At 70.6% G+C, this 17,079-nt stretch carries 14 protein-coding genes; 9 read left to right on the forward strand and 5 right to left on the reverse strand.

Going from position 1 to position 17,079, the window contains the following annotated elements; all coding sequences use genetic code 11:
• Positions 1–31 precede the first annotated feature (31 nt).
• Both FM051_RS32795 and FM051_RS32800 read right to left on the reverse strand, forming a co-directional pair.
• Positions 32–1,420, reverse strand: a complete 1,389-nt coding sequence (locus FM051_RS32795; RefSeq protein WP_158850211.1) for a GntP family permease — start codon at positions 1,418–1,420, stop codon at positions 32–34.
• Between the two features lie 34 nt (positions 1,421–1,454).
• On the reverse strand, positions 1,455–2,003 hold the full coding sequence (locus FM051_RS32800; RefSeq protein ID WP_158850213.1) for a gluconokinase: 549 nt from the start codon (positions 2,001–2,003) through the stop codon (positions 1,455–1,457).
• A 116-nt stretch (positions 2,004–2,119) separates the two neighbouring features.
• Here FM051_RS32800 and FM051_RS32805 point away from each other — a divergent pair, with 116 nt between their 5' ends.
• A complete protein-coding gene (locus tag FM051_RS32805; RefSeq protein WP_238412815.1) occupies positions 2,120–2,863 on the forward strand; it encodes a FadR/GntR family transcriptional regulator in 744 nt (247 codons plus the stop codon).
• Positions 2,864–2,933: 70 nt separating this feature from the next.
• The gene (locus tag FM051_RS32810) at positions 2,934–3,944 is read left to right on the forward strand and encodes a pectate lyase (RefSeq protein WP_158850217.1); all 1,011 of its coding nucleotides are present in this window, start codon (positions 2,934–2,936) and stop codon (positions 3,942–3,944) included.
• A gap of 155 nt (positions 3,945–4,099) precedes the next feature.
• Here the strand turns inward: FM051_RS32810 and FM051_RS32815 are convergent, their stop codons facing one another.
• Positions 4,100–5,464 carry an MFS transporter gene (locus FM051_RS32815; RefSeq protein WP_158850219.1) on the reverse strand — a complete coding sequence of 455 codons (1,365 nt, stop codon included), beginning with the start codon at positions 5,462–5,464 and terminating at the stop codon, positions 4,100–4,102.
• Positions 5,465–5,570: 106 nt separating this feature from the next.
• Complete coding sequence (locus FM051_RS32820; protein ID WP_158850221.1) at positions 5,571–6,191, reverse strand: TetR/AcrR family transcriptional regulator; 621 nt, start codon at positions 6,189–6,191, stop codon at positions 5,571–5,573.
• Between the two features lie 270 nt (positions 6,192–6,461).
• Between FM051_RS32820 and FM051_RS32825 the strand changes: the two genes are divergently transcribed.
• The 5 genes from FM051_RS32825 (at position 6,462) to FM051_RS32845 (ending at position 14,410) form a co-directional block, all read left to right on the forward strand.
• The gene (locus FM051_RS32825; protein ID WP_158850223.1) at positions 6,462–7,898 is read left to right on the forward strand and encodes a glycoside hydrolase family 28 protein; all 1,437 of its coding nucleotides are present in this window, start codon (positions 6,462–6,464) and stop codon (positions 7,896–7,898) included.
• 128 nt (positions 7,899–8,026) lie between these two features.
• The gene (locus tag FM051_RS32830; protein WP_238412817.1) at positions 8,027–9,766 is read left to right on the forward strand and encodes a glycoside hydrolase family 43 protein; all 1,740 of its coding nucleotides are present in this window, start codon (positions 8,027–8,029) and stop codon (positions 9,764–9,766) included.
• A 258-nt stretch (positions 9,767–10,024) separates the two neighbouring features.
• Positions 10,025–11,296, forward strand: coding sequence for an MFS transporter (locus tag FM051_RS32835; protein ID WP_158850225.1), 1,272 nt, complete (start codon positions 10,025–10,027; stop codon positions 11,294–11,296).
• Positions 11,297–11,350: 54 nt separating this feature from the next.
• The gene (locus FM051_RS32840; protein ID WP_158850227.1) at positions 11,351–13,744 is read left to right on the forward strand and encodes a glycoside hydrolase family 3 protein; all 2,394 of its coding nucleotides are present in this window, start codon (positions 11,351–11,353) and stop codon (positions 13,742–13,744) included.
• A 15-nt stretch (positions 13,745–13,759) separates the two neighbouring features.
• Positions 13,760–14,410 carry a TetR/AcrR family transcriptional regulator gene (locus FM051_RS32845; protein ID WP_158850230.1) on the forward strand — a complete coding sequence of 217 codons (651 nt, stop codon included), beginning with the start codon at positions 13,760–13,762 and terminating at the stop codon, positions 14,408–14,410.
• A gap of 173 nt (positions 14,411–14,583) precedes the next feature.
• Here FM051_RS32845 and FM051_RS32850 read toward each other — a convergent pair whose 3' ends face one another.
• Positions 14,584–14,922: a nitroreductase/quinone reductase family protein gene (locus FM051_RS32850; RefSeq protein WP_420803643.1), complete on the reverse strand. Its 339-nt coding sequence runs from the start codon at positions 14,920–14,922 to the stop codon at positions 14,584–14,586.
• A gap of 346 nt (positions 14,923–15,268) precedes the next feature.
• Between FM051_RS32850 and FM051_RS32855 the strand changes: the two genes are divergently transcribed.
• Positions 15,269–15,739 carry a CBS domain-containing protein gene (locus tag FM051_RS32855; RefSeq protein ID WP_158850232.1) on the forward strand — a complete coding sequence of 157 codons (471 nt, stop codon included), beginning with the start codon at positions 15,269–15,271 and terminating at the stop codon, positions 15,737–15,739.
• Complete coding sequence (locus tag FM051_RS32860) at positions 15,736–17,034, forward strand: ArsB/NhaD family transporter (RefSeq protein ID WP_158850234.1); 1,299 nt, start codon at positions 15,736–15,738, stop codon at positions 17,032–17,034. The genes FM051_RS32855 and FM051_RS32860 overlap by 4 nt, the downstream gene beginning before the upstream one ends.
• Positions 17,035–17,079 lie beyond the last annotated feature (45 nt).

Consider the following 17,079-nt stretch of genomic DNA (forward strand, 5'->3'; position numbering starts at 1 on the left):
GGCGTGCCGGACGGGTTCGAGCCGGCGCCGGTCAGCCGACCGCGAACAGGAGCGAGGCCAGTCCGAAGCCGACCAGGCTGATCGTGGTCTCCATGACGGTCCACGTCTTCAGCGTGGTCCGGACGTCCATGCCCATCAGGTTGCCGACCAACCAGAAGCCGGAGTCGTTGACGTGGCTCGCGATCACCGACCCGGCCGCCAGCGCCAGCACGATCGCGGCCAGTTCGACCGCGCTGAACCCGCCCGCCTGCACGACCGGCTGCACCAGCCCCGCCGCGGTGGTCAGTGCGACGGTGGCCGATCCCTGGGCGACGCGCAGCGCGGCGGCGACGACGAAACCGGCCACGAGCACCGGCAAGCCCAGGTCGGACAGGCCGTCGGAGAGGGCGTCACCGATGCCGCCGGCACGCAGCACCGCACCGAACATGCCGCCCGCGCCCGTGATGAGGATGACCGCGCACACCGGCCCGAGAGCCGAGTCGACCAGCTTCTCGACGGTCTCCTTGCCCTGCCCGCGTCGGACCCCCAGGACGTACGAGGCCACGAGCACGGTCACCAGCAGGGCCACCGGCGTCGCGCCGAGCGCTCGGGCGACCCCGAACCACGACGCGTCCCCGTCGACCCAACCCGCGGCGCGCGCGGCGTCCAGACCGGTGTTGGTGAAGATCATGACCAGGGGGAGCAGCAGGAGCGCGATGACGGTCGCCGGACGCGGCGGGTTCTCGTCCAGCGCGGCCTGCGGGCCGCCGGTGAGGATCGTCGGCACGGGCAGCACCAGCCGCTTGCCCACCCACAGCCCGTACAGGTAGCTGGTCACGTACCAGGTCGGGATCGCCAGCAGCAGGCCGAACGCGATGACGAGCCCGACATCCGCGCCCAACAGCTCGGTCGCCGCGACCGGGCCGGGGTGCGGCGGCACGAACACGTGCATCACGGAGAACGCGCCCGCGGCCGGCAGGCCGTAGCGGAGCACGCCGCCGCCGAGCCGGCGCGCCACCGCGAACACGATCGGCAGCATCACGACCAGGCCCGCGTCGAAGAAGATCGGGAAGCCGAAGACCAGCGAGCTGACGCCGAGCGCCAGCGGAGCCCGGTGCTCGCCGAACCGGGCGATCAGCGCGTCGGTCAACGACTGCGCTCCGCCGGTCACCTCCACCAACCTGCCCAGGATCGCACCGAGGCCGACGAGCAGCGCGACGCTGCCGAGGGTGGTGCCGAACCCGCCGGTCAGGGTGGAGATCACCGAGGTCGCCGGGATGCCGGCGGCGAACGCGGTCAGCAGGCTGACCACCACGAGCGCCAGGAACGCGTGCACCCGCAGGTACATGATCATGATCAGCAGGAGGGCGATCGCGCCTCCCGCGATGCCCAGCAGGGCACCCGCGCCGAGCGTTTGGACCCAGTCGTCGTTGGTGGTCATCGGCAGCTCCGTTGCTCTTCGATTTTCCTCGGGGTCAGTGGGTCGCCGGGTCGGCGGCGGAGAGGTCGAGGCGGACGGCCGCGTGCTCGACGATGAGCTCGGGCGTCTCCCGCACGTCGACGGTGATCCCGTCCTCATCGGACTGGAGCGGCTCCAGCGCGTCGAACTGCGACCGCAGCAGCGACGGCGGCATGAAGTGGTCGGCCCGACGTGCCATCCGGTCGCCGATCACGTCGCCGGCGCCGTTCAGGAAGAGGAAGCGGACCCGTGCGCCGGCCTCGCGGAGCACGTCCCGGTAGGCCCGCTTGAGCGCCGAGCACGTGACGACCGTGCTCGTGCCCGCGGTCGCCTGCGCGGTGATCCAGTCGCGGATCGCCGCCAGCCAGGGCGCGCGGTCGGCGTCGGTGAGCGGGGTGCCCGCGGACATCTTCTCGATGTTGGCGGCCGGGTGGAACTCGTCGGCCTCGGCCATCGGCCGGCCCAGCCGGTCCGCCAGCAACCGGGCCACCGTGCTCTTGCCCGCCCCGGACACGCCCATCACGACCACGCAGGTCGGCACGGCGGCGTCGGTGCTCGTGGTCATGGGACACCTCTCGGCTGCGGTGACGAGAACTTCGACCAGTAAAAGTAGTACCTTTGATGACGAAAGGTAACACCAATGAGCGGGCTCGGGAAGGCCCACCGGGATACGCTTCTGCCGTGCCGGTACAACGTCAGGAGGGCGGGACGGGCGGCGATGCCCTGCACGCCTCCGTGCTCGACACCATCGGACTGCGGATCGCCTGCGGTGATCTCGCGGAGGGGTGGGTCCTGACCCTCGACGGCATCCAGGAGGAGTTCGGGGTCTCCCGGACCGTCGCCCGCGAGACGATGCGGGTGCTGGAATCGATGGGGCTGGTGACGTCCCGTCGTCGGGTCGGCATCACCGTCCAGCCCAGGTCGTCGTGGCAGGTCTACGACCCGCGGTTGATCTGGTGGCAGCTGGCCGGCCCGAACCGCGACACCCAGCTGCGTTCCCTCACCGAGCTGCGGATCGCCGTCGAACCGGTGGCGGCGGCGCGGGCCGCGTGGAACGCGTCGGCGAAGGAACGCGGGCGCCTGCTCGACCTCGCCGCGCGGATGCGCCGGGAGGGGGAGGCGGGCGAGCTGGAGACGTTCCTCGAACTCGACATCGCCTTCCACGGCCTGCTGTTGGAGACGTGCGGCAACGAGATGTTCGCCGCCCTTGAGGACGTGGTGGCCGTGGTCCTGCGCGGGCGGACGACCCTCGGGCTCATGCCGGAGAAGCCCGTGCCCAGCGCGTTGGACCTGCACGAGGAAGTCGCCCGAGCGGTCGCGTCGCGCCATCCAGAGGCGGCCGAGCTCGCCATGCGCGCCCTGCTGGCCGAGGTCCGCGACGCCGTGGTCCCCGTCAACGGGCCTCGCGGTGTGGCCCGCGGCTAGTTGACTACTCAACATGTGACGTGTTCTTGTTCCGCGCAGCAAACGGAGTCGCCGAGAGGACGCGGAACGCATGTCCGACGTGGATGTGGACGACCAGTCGCCGTCGGAGGACCACAGATCCGGGCCGTCCACGGGGACCCGTCGGGTCGTCGGGATCATCACGGCCGTCGTCGTCGGTGCGGCCGCCGCCGCGTTCGCGGTGATCACGTCCGGTGACGACTCGGTGCCCTCCGCCGGACCGTCCGCCACCGACAGTCCTATCCAGACGACCGTGCAGTCCACGGAATCGCCGGTACCCAGCTCTTCTTCGGTCCCGTCCTCCGCTCCGTCCACCACATCCGCATCCGCTTCCACCACGCCGACGACACCGTCGACGAAACCGGCCGTGGCCGCGCCCGCCGGGTGGCCGACGCCCGCCGGCTCGGTTCCGGTGCCCGCCACCATCCGCGTCTCGGGCACGTTGGACGGCGGGATGCAGCGCTACCAGGGCACGGCCGCGCTCGGCGACGGCGGGCAGGGCGAGAGCCAGCCCCCGATGTTCGAGCTGGCCGACGGCGCCACGCTGGAGAACGTGATCCTCGGCGCGCCGGCGGCGGACGGCGTCCACTGCCGCGGTACCTGCGTGCTGCGCAACGTGTGGTGGGAGGACGTCGGTGAGGACGCGGCCACGTTCAAGGGCGGTTCGGCGTCGCAGGTGATGACGATCGACGGCGGCGGTGCGCGTTCGGCCGCGGACAAGGTGTTCCAGCACAACGGACCCGGCACGATGATCATCCGGAACTTCCGGGTCGAGAACATCGGCAAGCTGTACCGGTCGTGCGGCAACTGCGACACGCAGTACGAGCGCCACGTCGTGGTCGAGAACGTCGTGGTGACCGTGCCGGCGAAGTCCGTGGTCGGCATCAACCCCAACTACGGCGACACCGCGGAGCTGTCCGGCATCACGATCGTCGGCGACCCCGGCCGGAAGATCCCGATCTGCGAGCAGTACCGCGGGGTCACCGACGGCGAGGCGGCCAAGCTCGGCAGCGGCCCGGACGACAGCTGCCGGTACGCCCCGGACGGCGTAACCTACCGCTGAGTTTTCGCAGGTCTCCCCGGTCTCCGTGGCCGGTCCCCGTGCCACGATCGAGTGAACATCGCCGGACGACCTCAAATAACGCTGTAATATTTCATCTGAAACGTCGGTTGAAACGAAGAAGGAGCCCCGAGCAACCACGAGATCATCGGTGTAGGTCATCGGCGCAGCGCATACCCGCCGACCGCGACCGTGCAGACGACCAGCGCGGCGGCGCTGAACGCCACCGAAGCGTGGATGCCGATGGCGGTGCCGAGCAGCCCCACCGTGAACCCGCTGCCGGCCCGCAGCCCACCGGACGACATGCCGTAAAGCCCGATGACCCGCCCGCGCTGCGCCGGGGGTGCGAGCAACTGGACCACGGTCTGGCTGATGGACATCGACGCCAGGTTCGCGACCCCACCGGCCACGAGCAGGAACAGCGCCAGCGGATAGCTCGCCGTGAGCGCGAACAGGAAGCTGGTCACGCCGTAGATCGCGGTGCTGACCAGAGCCGCGGTCACGTTGGGCTTGATCCGCCCCGTGACCTCCAGCAGCAGGCCGCCGACGACGCCGCCCGCGCCGTTGGCGAACAGCAGGGCGCCGTACGCGGCTCCCGCGCTGCCCGCGCCCAGGTCGTGGGCGAAGATCGGCATCGACGACTGCATCGACGCGCCGATGAAGAACGACCCGACCCCGCCGATCAGGATCATGCTGACCAGCGTGCGGTCGGACCGGATGTCCCGCAGCACCCGCAACGCCTCGCGGATCCCGACCCGTGGACGCGTGACGCCCTGGTCGCGGACGTGGCCGGTGTACTTGGTCCGGAACAGGAAGAGCGTCAGCGGCAGGTAGAACGCGATGTTGACGAAGATCCCCGCCGTCGGCCCGAGCCCGAGCAGCAGGGCCGAGCCGATGACCGGCCCGAACAGCACACCGAGGCTGCGGAAGGTGGCGTTGAGCCGGACCGCGCTCGGCAGTTCGTCCCGGCCGACGAAGTCGTGCAGCATCATCTGCTCGCCCGGCGTCCACAGCGAACCGGCGCAGCCGTGCAGGACGAGCAGCACGCACGCCTGCCAGATCTGGAGCGAGTCGGTCAGGAACAACACGCCCCAGGCCGCGGATACCAGCATGAACAGGGCTTGTGCGCCTTGGATGAGCCGACGGCAGTCGTAGCGGTCGGCCAGCGAGCCGAACCACACCGAGAAGACCAGGAACGGCACCCAGTGGCTGATCACCTGGAACCCGCTGAGCGCGGGGGAGTGGAACTTCTCCCACAGCACCCAGTACGTGATCACGTGCTCGATGTTGTCCGCCATCATGGCCAGCCCGGTGCCGAACAGGTACGGGCGGCAGTCCCGGTTGCGCAGGGCGGCGAATCTGGCCGGCTTCGACGGTGCCGGTGCCGGTGCCGGTGCCGGTGCCGGTGCCGGAGTTGGAGTTGGAGTTGGAGTTGGTGCCGGAGTTGGAGTTGGAGTTGGTGCCGGTGGCGGCGTAGGTACCGGTGCGGGCACGGGCGTGGGCTCGGGGCATGTTGAGCACATCGGTCACACCGGTCTTCCTCGGTCGGGAGGGCAGGGGGCAGTCGGCCGTGGGCGTGGGCGCGTTTGGTCCACATCAGACGGACGACGGGACGTCTCGGTGCCTCGCCTAGCGTGCGTGCAGGCTGAGGAACTGGTGCACGAGCTGGTCGGTGAAGCCGGGGGACACGGGATCACCGGTCACGAGCACCCGGTAGTAGATCGGGCCCACGAGTTGGTCGACGGCGGCGTCGACGTCGAGGTGGGGGCTCAGCTCGCCCCGTTCGATCGCCCGCAGCAACGGCAGCCGGTCGCGGACGCGCTGCCGGCCGAGGTAGTCGGTGCGCAGCCGGACGGCCAGCTCCGGGTCGTGCTGCGCCTGCCCGACCAGCGCGCGGAACACCGCACCGGAGTCCGACCGGGTCAGAAACTCGGCGAGCCTGGCCAGGTGGACGCGGAGGTCGTCGCCCAGATCGCCTCGATCTGGCGGCGTCACCTCCTGGGCCATGTCGTCGATGAACGCGTCCATCAGAACGTCCATTTTGGACGGCCACCACCGGTAGATGGTCTGCTTGGCCACGCCCGCCCGTGCCGCGATGCCCTCGATCGTCACCCCGGCGAACCCGCGTTCCACCAACAGGTCGTCGGCCGCCTCCAGCACGGCCTGCCGGGCTTCTTCACTGCGCCCGTGCCGGTTCCCCCGGTGGACCCCGCCGCGTGCGGTGGCGGCACCCGTGACATCGCCTCGCATCGACACCCCCCGTGCGCAAGCCTAGGCTAGTCGCAACGTTGCGTCTAGGCCGCGCTCGACCGTCACACGTTCGTCGCAGGCATGTCTTGTCGCAGCCGTCGAGTCCACAATGGACATGCCCGTGCTCGACCTTCTCGCGGAGAGGGCGCGTCGAGGACTGCGGCCAGGCCCCTGATCGGTTCTTGACCACTGGCGCACACCGCTGACAGACTCGATGGAAAGCGCTTGCCTGCCCTGGAACCGCCGCATGAGACCAAGGGAGATTCGAGCATGGCGAAGGAGTTCTTGCGGCGGGACTTCCTCAGAAACACCAGCTTGCTCGCCGGTGGAGTGGTGGCCGGCGGACTGCTCGGCTACGGGAACGCGCAAGCCGCGCCGACGTCCGGCAACCCGTGGTGGCAGGCCGAGGTCATCGCCGCACGGGTGCGACCTCCGCGTTTTCCGAACCGGTTCATGGATGTGACCGGATTCGGCGCAATCGGCGACGGCGTCACGGATTGCACCGCCGCGTTCCGGGCCGCGATCCAGGCGTGCGCACGCAGTGGTGGCGGCCATGTGGTGGTACCGGCCGGGCGGTTCTCCACCGGCGCCATCCACCTGCTCAGCAACGTCGACCTGCACATCACCGCGGACGCCACGATTGCGTTCACCCCCGACCCGCGCGCCTACCTCCCGGTGGTGCTGACCAGGTTCGAGGGCACCGAGCTGCACAACTACTCGCCCATGATCTACGCGTACGGCCGGCGCAACATCGCGATCACCGGCACCGGCACCGTGGACGCGCAGTCGGACAACGCGCACTGGTGGCCGTGGTCCGGCAAGACGTCGTACGGCTGGCAGCCGGGGCAACCCAGCCAGACGGCGGCACGCGACAGGCTCCGGGCGATGGCCGAGAACGGGGTCCCGGTCGCGGAACGGGTCTTCGGTGAGGGCGGCTACCTGCGGCCGAGCTTCATCCAGCCCTACCGGTGCCGCGACGTGCTGATCGAGGGCATCACCGTGGTCAACTCCCCGATGTGGGAGATCCACCCGGTCCTGTCGGAGAACGTGCTGGTGCGGAACGTGACGGTGGACAGCCACGGGCCGAACAACGACGGCTGCAACCCCGAGTCCAGTCGTTACGTGGTCATCCGGGACTGCACGTTCGACACCGGCGACGACTGCATCGCGATCAAGTCCGGCCGCAACGCCGACGGCAGGCGGGTGAACGTGCCCAGCGAGCTGATCCTGATCGAGGGCTGCCGGTTCCGCGCCGGCCACGGTGGCGTGACCGTGGGCAGCGAGATGTCGGGTGGCGTGCGTGACGTGTTCGCCCGCGACCTGCACATGAGCAGCCCGGACCTCGACATCGCGCTGCGGTTCAAGACCAACTCGGTGCGCGGCGGTTTCGTGGAGAACTTCAACGCCAGGGACATCACCGTCGGGACCGTGGCCACCTCGGCGATCGTGATCGACTTCAACTACGAGGAAGGCTCCGGACACGGCTTCAACCCGCTGGTGCGCGGTATCGACATCCGCGACATGACCGTGGACACCGCCCAGCGCGCTCTTTCCCTGCGTGGTTACGCCGATGCCCCGATCCAGGACGTCCGGCTGACCAGGGTGAACTTCAAGCAGGTCAGCCAACCCGACATCGTGGAGCACGTGACCGGCCTGCGCTTGCGCGAGGTCTACGAGAACGGCCGACGCCTGCCCGATACCGCTTGACTCCCGATACCGCCTGACCTCTTGTCTGATACCGCCGCCGCCTGATCGTCACGCCGTCGCCGGCCGTGGGTGTGCTCACGGCCGTCCTGGGGATGGCGCACAACCGGATTACAGGTGTGGAGGACAAAGTGAGCGAACACAGTCGCAGGCGGGTGCTGCGGGCCGGTCTCGGCGCGGTGGCCGGATCGGTGGTGCTCGGCGGGCTGGGTGGCGCCGGCCAGGCCGCGGCGCAGGCCGGCGGGGTCGAGGTGGGCGGGGTCGAGGTGGGCGGCGGCCCGGTCGAGTTGGGCGAAGCCGCGGGCGGCCCGGCACGGGCGCGGTTGCCGTGGGTGGCCGACCTGGGGGACGGCCGCTACCAGAACCCGGTGCTCAACGCCGACTGGTCCGATCCCGACGTGATCCGGGTGGGGGAGCACTTCTACCTGGTCGCCTCGACGTTCAACCGCATCCCCGGACTGCCGGTCCTGCGGTCGACCGACCTGGTCAACTGGACCATCATCGGGCACGCCCTGACCGAGCTGGAGCCCAAGGACCACTTCAGCCGGCCGCGGCACGGCGGCGGGGTGTGGGCGCCCGCCCTGCGGCACCACGACGGCAAGTTCTGGATCTTCTACCCCGACCCGGACTTCGGCATCTTCGTGGTGACCGCCACCGACCCGAGCGGTCCGTGGACCAAACCGCACCCGGTCAAGCCGGGCAAAGGCCTGATCGACCCGTGCCCGCTGTGGGACGACGACGGGCAGGCCTACCTGGTCCACGCCTGGGCGAAGAGCCGCAGCGGTATCAACAACATCCTGACACTGCACAAGATGAGCCCGGACGGCACCGGCGTGCTCGACGAGGGCCGGATCGTGGTCGACGGCAACACCATCCCCGGCTACACCACGCTGGAGGGGCCGAAGCTGTACAAGCGGGACGGCTGGTACTGGATCTTCGCGCCCGCCGGTGGGGTCAAGTACGGCTGGCAGTCGGCGTTCCGCTCGCGCAGCATCTGGGGTCCCTACGAGGACCGCATCGTGCTCGCCCAGAACGACACCGCCATCAACGGTCCGCACCAGGGCGCGTGGGTGAGCACCCCGGCCGGCGAGGACTGGTTCCTGCACTTCCAGGACCGCGACGCCTACGGACGAGTGGTGCACCTGCAGCCGATGAAGTGGCGCGACGACGGCTGGCCGGTCATGGGCGTCGACGACGGCACCGGCCGGGGTTCCCCGCTGCTGGTGCACGCCAAGCCGCGGGTCGAGGGCCGGACGAGGGTGACCGCGCCTGCCGTCAGCGACGAGTTCACCGGTGCGGAGCTGGGTGAGCAGTGGGTGTGGCAGGCGAACGTCACCGCGCCGTGGTGGTCGCTGCGCCGGTTCCCGCACCGGCTCGCGCTGACCTGTTGGCCCAGCGCGGCCACCGAGAACCTCCGGCTGCTGCCCAACGTGCTGGGGCAGCGGCTGCCCGCGGAATCCTTCACCGCGACGACCTCGATGACGCTGTCCACCACGACCGCGGGCGCCCGAGCCGGGTTGGTGGTGCTGGGCGACACCTACGCCTGGGTGGGCCTGCGCCACGACGGTGACCGGATCTCGCTGGTGTACCGCACGGCGGCCAAGGACGCCGCCGAGGTGGACGCCGCCCCACCCGTGCCGCTGGGTAGGTGGCACGCCTCGGTGCGGCTCCGCGTCGCGGTGAGCGCGGGAGCGGTGTGCCAGTTCGAGGCCGATGTGGACGGTCGCGGGTTCAGCCCGATCGGTGCGCCGTTCACGGCGACGCCGGGCCGGTGGATCGGCGCGACCGTGGGGCTCTTCGCCACCAGCCCGGAGACCGCGAACAGGCCCGGTGAGGCGGAGTTCGACTGGTTCCGCGTACGACCGAGCTGACACCCTCGCCGACCACCCAGTCGCGCGGATCCCCGGCGCCGCCGCCCTCGCTAAACCGGCTCTCACCTGCACGAACACGGCCACCGTCCGTTCGGTGAACCCGTCGAGCGGACGGTGGCCGAACCATGTGCCGAGCAATCTCCAGGTTAAGCGGAGATAACGCGTAGGTCTCGTTCTCATATACCGACCGAGTGCTCGGTCGGTCCGCGTGGTGTCATGACCGGCATTCAAGGCGTGCCAGTTCGCAAGGAGGCGATCATGGCCATGACAGCAGCTGCTGCCCCGTCCGGTTCCCGCATCCTCCCGCCTGTGCGGAAGGCGCCGCCCAGGGTCGTGACGACCATGGCGCTGGCCCAGCTCGGCCTCTTCTTCGCCCTGCTCACCCCGGTCATGGCGAGCCTGACGATCAAGGTGCAGTCCCTCGTCGGCGAGGACGGCGTGGTCGCCGCGCTGGGCACCGTCACGAGCATCGGCGCGATCGCCGCGTTCGTCGCCAACCCGATCTTCGGCCGCCTCAGCGACCGCACGACCGGCCGGTTCGGGCGCCGCCGCCCGTGGCTGGTGATCGGTGCCGTCGGACTCACCGCGTGCCTGCTGGTGATCGCGGTCGCGCCGAACGTCCTGGTGATCACCCTGGCCTGGTTCGCCGCGCAACTGCTCGCCAACGCCGCGCTCGCCGCGTTGACGGCCACGATCGCCGACCAGGTGCCGCCCCTGCAGCGCGGCAAGGTCAGCGGCCTGATCGGCGTCATGCAGCAGGTCGGCATCCTCGGCTCGGCCTACGCGGCGCAGTTCCTCGGTTCCGACATGCTGCTGCTGTTCATGGTGCCCGGTCTGGTCGGGCTCGCGCTGACCCTGCTGTTCGCCGTGGTGCTGCCGGACAAGCAGTTGCCCCAACGCCCGCCGAGCGAAGGTTTCCGCACGATCCTCAAGACCTTCGTGGTCAGCCCTCGCAAGCACCCCGACTTCGCGTTCGCCTGGGTCTCCCGGTTCATGATCATCCTGGCGTCGTTCATGTTCACCACGTACCGACTGCTGTACATGCAGCACGAGCTGGCGCTGTCGATCGCCGACGCGACCGCCGTGATGGCGACGGGTGTCCTGCTCTACACGATCATGACCGCGCTCACCGGCCAGGCCGCCGGGTGGCTCTCCGACCGGCTCCAGCGGCGGAAGGTCTTCGTCGCCGCCGCCACGCTGGTCTTCGGCATCGGCATGGTGCTGCTGGTGCAGGCCGACACCGTGGACGGGTTCTACCTGGCCGAGGTGGTCCTCGGCATCGGCATGGGCGTCTACATGGGCGTCGACCTGGCGCTGGTCATCGACGTGCTGCCGGACCCGGACGACTCGGCCAAGGACCTGGGCGTGCTCAACATCGCCAACGCCGGTCCACAGACCCTCGCGCCCGCGCTCGGCGCGCTCCTCATCGGCATCGGCGGCGGGCACAACTACGACCTGCTGCTCGGCTCGGCCGCCGCGATCTGCGTCGTGGGCGCGCTGGCCATCCTGCCCATCAAAAAGGTGCGCTGACGCACGACGTGCGCTGAAGTGCCAATCACAACCGCCGACCCCCGAAGGACTACCGTGACCGACCTGGAATCCCGGATCGACAAGGCGATCGGCGCCCTCGACCTGGAGGGCAAGGTGCGGCTGCTCACCGGAGCCGCGCTGTTCACCCTGCACCCCGAGCCGGGGGTCGAACTCGACGAGATGGTGTTCTCCGACGGACCGACCGGGGTGCGCGGAACCCAGTTCGCCGGTGGCCGCATCACCTGCCTGCTGCCCAACGCCACGCTGCTGGCCCAGCACTGGGACACCGCGACCGCCGCCGAGGTCGGGGCGCTGCTCGCCGACGAAGCCGCGGCGCAGGGCGTCCACGTCGTCCTCGGCCCGACGATCAACCTGCACCGGACGCCGTTGGGCGGACGGCTGTTCGAGGCGTTCAGCGAGGACCCGCTGCTCACCGGCGCGCTGGCGGTGGCGTACGTGAAGGGCCTGCAGGACAAGGGCGTCGCCGCCACGCCGAAGCACTACCTGGCCAACGAGTCCGAGGTCGACCGCACCACGATGAGCTCGGAGGTCGACGAGCGGACGTTGCGGGAGGTGTACCTGCTGCCGTTCGAGATGGCCGTCGCCGAGGCGAACCCGTGGGCGATCATGGCGTCCTACAACCGGATCAACGGCATCACCGCGACCGAGCACGCGCCGCTGGTCGAGGGCGTGCTGAAGGGGGAGTGGGGCTACGACGGGCTGGTCATGTCCGACTGGTTCGCCACCACCTCCACCGCCGCGAGCGCCAACGCCGGCCTCGACCTCGTGATGCCGGGACCGGTGGGGCCGTGGGGCGACCAACTGGTCGCGGCGGTGCGGGCCGGCGAGGTGGCCGAGTCCACAGTGGACGAGCACGTGCGGCGGCTGCTGCGGTTGGCGGGACGGGTCGGCGCGCTCGGCGCCGGCGGTGAACGGTCGTCCGACGTGCTGCCGCCCGACAGCCCGCAACGGCGCGAGCAGCTCCGCCTGCTGGCGGCGCGCGGGATGACCGTCCTGGTCAACCGCGGTTCGGTGCTGCCGCTCGCGGCCGAGGGGAAGGTCGTGGTGATCGGGCGGCACGCGACGGAGACCATCGCGCAGGGCGGCGGTTCCGCGCAGGTCCGGCCGCCGCACGTGATCAGCGTCGCGGACGGCATCACTTCGGCGTTGGGCGATCGGGTGTCCGTCGTGGACGGGGTCGAGATCCGCCGTGAACCGCTCTCGGCGGCGCCCGGCGCCCTGCGGGACCCGGAGACCGGTGAGCTCGGCATGCGCGTCACCACGCGTGACGCGGCCGGCGCGGTGCTGGAGTCGCGGCACGTCGAGTCGTCCGAGGTCGTGTTGGGTGAAGGCGGGTGGCTCGACGTGGCGGCGACCGTCGAACTGTCCGCCGAGGTCGCCCTGACCGAGCCGGGACGGCTCCAGATCGGGGTCCGCGGTCCCGGCGAGTGGGAGTTCACCGCGCCGGGCCACCACGAGAAGGTCCGCCTGCACGCGCCCGGCGGGCCGGGCGGCGGTGTGCTGCACCCACCGACCCGCACCGTCGACGTCCACCTCGAACCCGGTGCGCGCCTCACCGCGGTCACCACGGCCGAAGAGTCGTTCCGGGTCGTCGGTCTGGTGACCCGGAAGGCGACCAAGCCCGCCGCCGCCGCGATCAGCGCCGCCGTCCACGCGGCACGTGAGGCCGACGTGGCCGTGGTCGTCGTCGGCCTCACGCAGGAGCAGGAGACCGAGGGCGAGGACAAGATCAGCCTGGCGCTGCCCGGCGACCAGGACGCCCTGGTCGCGGCCGTCGCGGCGGCGGCACCGCGCACGGTCGTGGTGGTCAACGCCGCCACCCCGGTGCTGATGCCGTGGCTGGACCAGGTGGACGCGGTGCTGTGGGCGGGTCTGCCGGGGCAGGAGGCGGGCGCCGCGGTGGCCGCCGCGCTCACCGGCGAGGTCGAACCGGCGGGCCGGCTGGTCACCACGTTCCCGGCGCGGGACGGCGACGGCCCGGCGTGGTCGACGGTGCCCGTGCACGGCGAGCTGGCGTACGCCGAGGGCACCGCGGTCGGGTACCGCGGGTGGCGGACCGAGCCGTTGTTCTGGTTCGGCCACGGCCTCGGCTACACCGAATGGGGTTACGGCGACGCGGCGCTGACCACCGACGGGCACATCCGGTCCGTGCGGGTCGAGGTGACCAACACCGGCGATCGCGCCGGGCGTGAGGTCGTGCAGGTGTACTGGCGGCCGGAAGGTGAACCCGTGCGGCTCATCGGGTGGGCCGGGGTCGACCTCGAACCGGGGCGGACCGCGCGGGTCGACGTGCCGTGCGACGGGCGGGTGCAACGCCGGTGGGTCGACGGGGCGTGGCAGTCGTTGCCGCTGGGCGGTGAGGTGCTGGTCGCCCGCGGCCTCGGTGACATCCGGGTTACCCTGCCGGTGAGGGCTGACCAGAGCTAGAGACAGGGGCCGAGCATGTCGTTCCCGCCGCGATACCGGACCGCGCGGGCGAAGTCCAGGGGAGAGCTCTCCGGGGAGGCGTCGCGCGCGAAGGCGGTGCAGGCGGCGGTGGAGCTGTTCGCCACCTCCGGGTTCAAAGGCACCTCGGTGGCGAGGGTCGCGGAGAAGACCGGGCTGTCGCAGTCCGGTCTGCTGCACCACTTCCCCAGCAAGGCCGCGCTGCTGGCGGCCGTGCTGGAGGAACGCGACGCCGAGGACGGGCGGTTCCTGACGACCGAGGACGGGCAGGTCCCACTGGGGTGGGCCGCGTTCGACGCGCTCGCGGCGCTCGTCGCGCGCAACTCGACGCGGCCCCACCTGGTGGGCCTGTTCGTCCGGCTCTCCGCCGAGGCCACCGAGCCGGGGCACCCCGCGCACGGCTGGATCAAGGAGCACTACGCCGGGGTGGGGGCGTGGCTGACCGACGCGATCCACACCGGCCAGGAGCGCGGCGAGATCCACCCCGACGCACCCGTCCCGACCCTGGTCCACACCACGATCGCGGTGATGGACGGGCTCCAGCAGCAGTGGCTCGTCGCGCCCGACCGCGTCCCGATGGTCAAGGAGTTCGCCGCCCACGTCTCCCTGCTGCGCAGCCGGTGGAGCACCGCGCCCACCCCGGTCTAGTGGGTGAGGTCCGCGGTGCGGGGACCGGATCGACAACGGTCCTTCCGGTTCAACGGGGTCGGTCGAGTTCACACTGCCCATGAAGATGATCGTCCACTATCGGGTGATCACCTCGCCGAGGCCGAGGCGGTGCGTTCTAGCCGTCCGTCGGGCGCAGCCTGACCACCGGGATGTCACGGGACGTCTTCCGCTGGTACCCGTCGTACGGCGCGAACACCTCCCACCAGTCCCGGCCACACGTCGGCTTTCTCGTCGCCGGACAGCGTGTGCGCGCGGGCGGCGAACCGGTCGGGGCCCACGCGCACCCTCACGTCCGGGTTCTCCGCGATGCTGCGGTACCACTGCGGATCGCTGTCCGCGCCGCCGTTGGACGCGACGACCAGGAACGACCCGCCGTCACGGCGGTAGATCAGCACCGTGCGGCGCCAGTGGCCGCTGCGCCGGCCCCGGTAGTCCAGCAGCAGGCACGGTGCGCCGTTCACCGTCGTCCCTTTGGTGCCGCCGGCCTCCAACGCGTCCTCGACGGCATCGAAGCACTGGTGAAGAACAAGTAGCCGGCGGTTCGGGGACGGAACGGCCGCGGGGGCGGACCACCGCTAGGCTGACTCACCGGTGTGCCGGGAAGCCTGGTCGGCGAGCAGTGGAATGCCGCCCACCCACGGGAGCCGCTCATGGACGCCCGCACCGCACGGGACTCCCCGAGGTCATCACACCTGCACCGCCCGCCCTGCGCGAGTCACCCCGGTCGGCCCGTCGAGGCGATCGATCCCGGACCGGCGGGCAGGAACGTGCCGATCAACAGGAAAGTGACGGTGAGACCGGACATGCCTGAGGTCATCGCGGTCGGGGGTGGCGACCATGCGCGCTCGTGATCTCGCCGAGGACTACCAGCTGGTCCGCCTGGGCGACCCGGCGTTGAGCGCGGCCCGGCTGATCGCCGACCAGCACCGGCCGGCGGTGGTCGTGGTGGACGACGACGGGATGCCGGTGACGGTGCTGCCGGGGTCGCAGGTGCTGCGGTTCAGCGTGCCCGGCTACGTGCAGGACGACCCGTCGCTGGCCCGCGTCTACGACGAACGCGGCGGTGCCGAGGTGTGCGTGGACAACCTGGCGCGGCGCACGGTCAAGGAGGTGCTGCCACCCAAGGAGAAGCGCCACGACATGCCCGCGGTGTCGGGCAACGCGACGGTGCTGGAGATCGCGGCCACCATGGCGCGCCTGCACACCCCGCTGGTCGTGGTCGTCGACGGCGACACCTTCCACGGCGTGGTCACCGCCTCGCACCTGCTCGCCGTCATCCTGCACACCACCCCGGAGCCGCCCGCATGAGCTTCGCCCAAGTCCTGTCCGTCGTCGTCTTCGTGGGCGCCTACATCCTCATCGCCACCGAACGCGTCCACCGGGTCGCCGCGGCACTCGGCGGCGCGGCGTTGATGCTCGGACTGGGCCTGACCGACGGTGAGACGGCGTTCCACTCGGTCGAGGCGGGCATCGACTGGAACGTGGTGTTCCTGCTGCTCGGCATGATGATCATCGTCGGGGTGATCAAGCAGACCGGCCTGTTCGAGTACCTCGCCATCGCCGCGGCCAAGCGCGCCAGGGGCAAGCCCTACGCCATGATGGTGATGCTGGTGGTGATCACGGCGGTCGCCTCGGCGGCGCTGGACAACGTCACCACCGTGCTGCTGATCGCGCCGGTGACGTTCCTGGTGTGCGACCGGCTGGGCCTGAACCCGATCCCGTTCCTGATCGCCGAGGTGATGGCCTCCAACATCGGCGGCACCGCCACCCTGATCGGCGACCCGCCCAACATCATCATCGCCAGCCGGTCGGGCCTGACGTTCAACGACTTCCTGATCCACCTCGCCCCGTTCGTCGTGGTGCTGATGATCGTGTTCGTGGTGGTGTGCCGGTGGCTGTTCCGGGACGCGTTCCACTACGACGAGAAGCGCGTCGCCGAGGTCATGGCCCTGTCCGAACGGGAGGCGATCAAGAACCGGACCTTGTTGGTGCAGAGCCTGATCGTGCTCGCGCTCGTGCTGGTCGGGTTCACCCTCCACAGTGTCCTGCACGTCGAGCCGTCCGTGGTCGCGCTGCTGGGCGCGGGCCTGTTGGTGCTGGTCTCGAAGGTCACCACCGAGGAGGCCATCGCCGACGTGGAGTGGGAGACCCTGGTCTTCTTCATGGGTCTGTTCGTCATGGTCGGCGCCCTGGTCGAGACCGGTGTCATCGGCCAGGTGTCCAAGGCGCTCGCCGACGCGGTCGGCGGACAGCCGCTGGTCGCGGTGATGGCGCTGCTCGGTGTGTCCGCCGTGCTGTCGGCGATCGTGGACAACATCCCCTACGTCGCCACGATGGCCCCGATCGTCGGGGACCTCGTCGCCGCCGAAGGCGGCACACCGCAGGCCGAGTCGCTGTGGTGGTCGCTGGCCCTGGGCGCGGACCTGGGCGGCAACGCCACCGCCGTGGGCGCCAGCGCCAACGTCGTGGTCCTCGGCCTCGCCGCCCGCAACGGCACGCCGATCAGCTTCTGGCAGTTCACCCGCTACGGCATCGTCGTTGCCGCGCTGTCGATCCTGCTCGCCGCGCCCTACCTGTGGTTGCGCTACTTCGTGCTCGCCTGAGCCCCTTCCGCCGCCGGTCGTCCCGCTCAACGGGCGGGGCGTCCG

It is taken from the genome of Saccharothrix deserti (assembly GCF_009769385.1).
Taxonomy (GTDB): domain Bacteria; phylum Actinomycetota; class Actinomycetes; order Mycobacteriales; family Pseudonocardiaceae; genus Actinosynnema; species Actinosynnema deserti.

Bases quoted from the DNA above. Each gene is read 5' to 3' on its own strand.
- FM051_RS32815 (WP_158850219.1), bottom strand. From the start codon at position 5,464: ATGTGCTCAACATGCCCCGAGCCCACGCCCGTGCCCGCACCGGTACCT.
- FM051_RS32860 (WP_158850234.1), top strand. From the start codon at position 15,736: ATGAGCTTCGCCCAAGTCCTGTCCGTCGTCGTCTTCGTGGGCGCCTAC.
- FM051_RS32855 (WP_158850232.1), top strand. From the start codon at position 15,269: ATGCGCGCTCGTGATCTCGCCGAGGACTACCAGCTGGTCCGCCTGGGC.
- FM051_RS32835 (WP_158850225.1), top strand. From the start codon at position 10,025: ATGGCCATGACAGCAGCTGCTGCCCCGTCCGGTTCCCGCATCCTCCCG.
- FM051_RS32825 (WP_158850223.1), top strand. From the start codon at position 6,462: ATGGCGAAGGAGTTCTTGCGGCGGGACTTCCTCAGAAACACCAGCTTG.
- FM051_RS32845 (WP_158850230.1), top strand. From the start codon at position 13,760: ATGTCGTTCCCGCCGCGATACCGGACCGCGCGGGCGAAGTCCAGGGGA.
- FM051_RS32810 (WP_158850217.1), top strand. From the start codon at position 2,934: ATGTCCGACGTGGATGTGGACGACCAGTCGCCGTCGGAGGACCACAGA.
- FM051_RS32800 (WP_158850213.1), bottom strand. From the start codon at position 2,003: ATGACCACGAGCACCGACGCCGCCGTGCCGACCTGCGTGGTCGTGATG.
- FM051_RS32820 (WP_158850221.1), bottom strand. From the start codon at position 6,191: ATGCGAGGCGATGTCACGGGTGCCGCCACCGCACGCGGCGGGGTCCAC.
- FM051_RS32795 (WP_158850211.1), bottom strand. From the start codon at position 1,420: ATGACCACCAACGACGACTGGGTCCAAACGCTCGGCGCGGGTGCCCTG.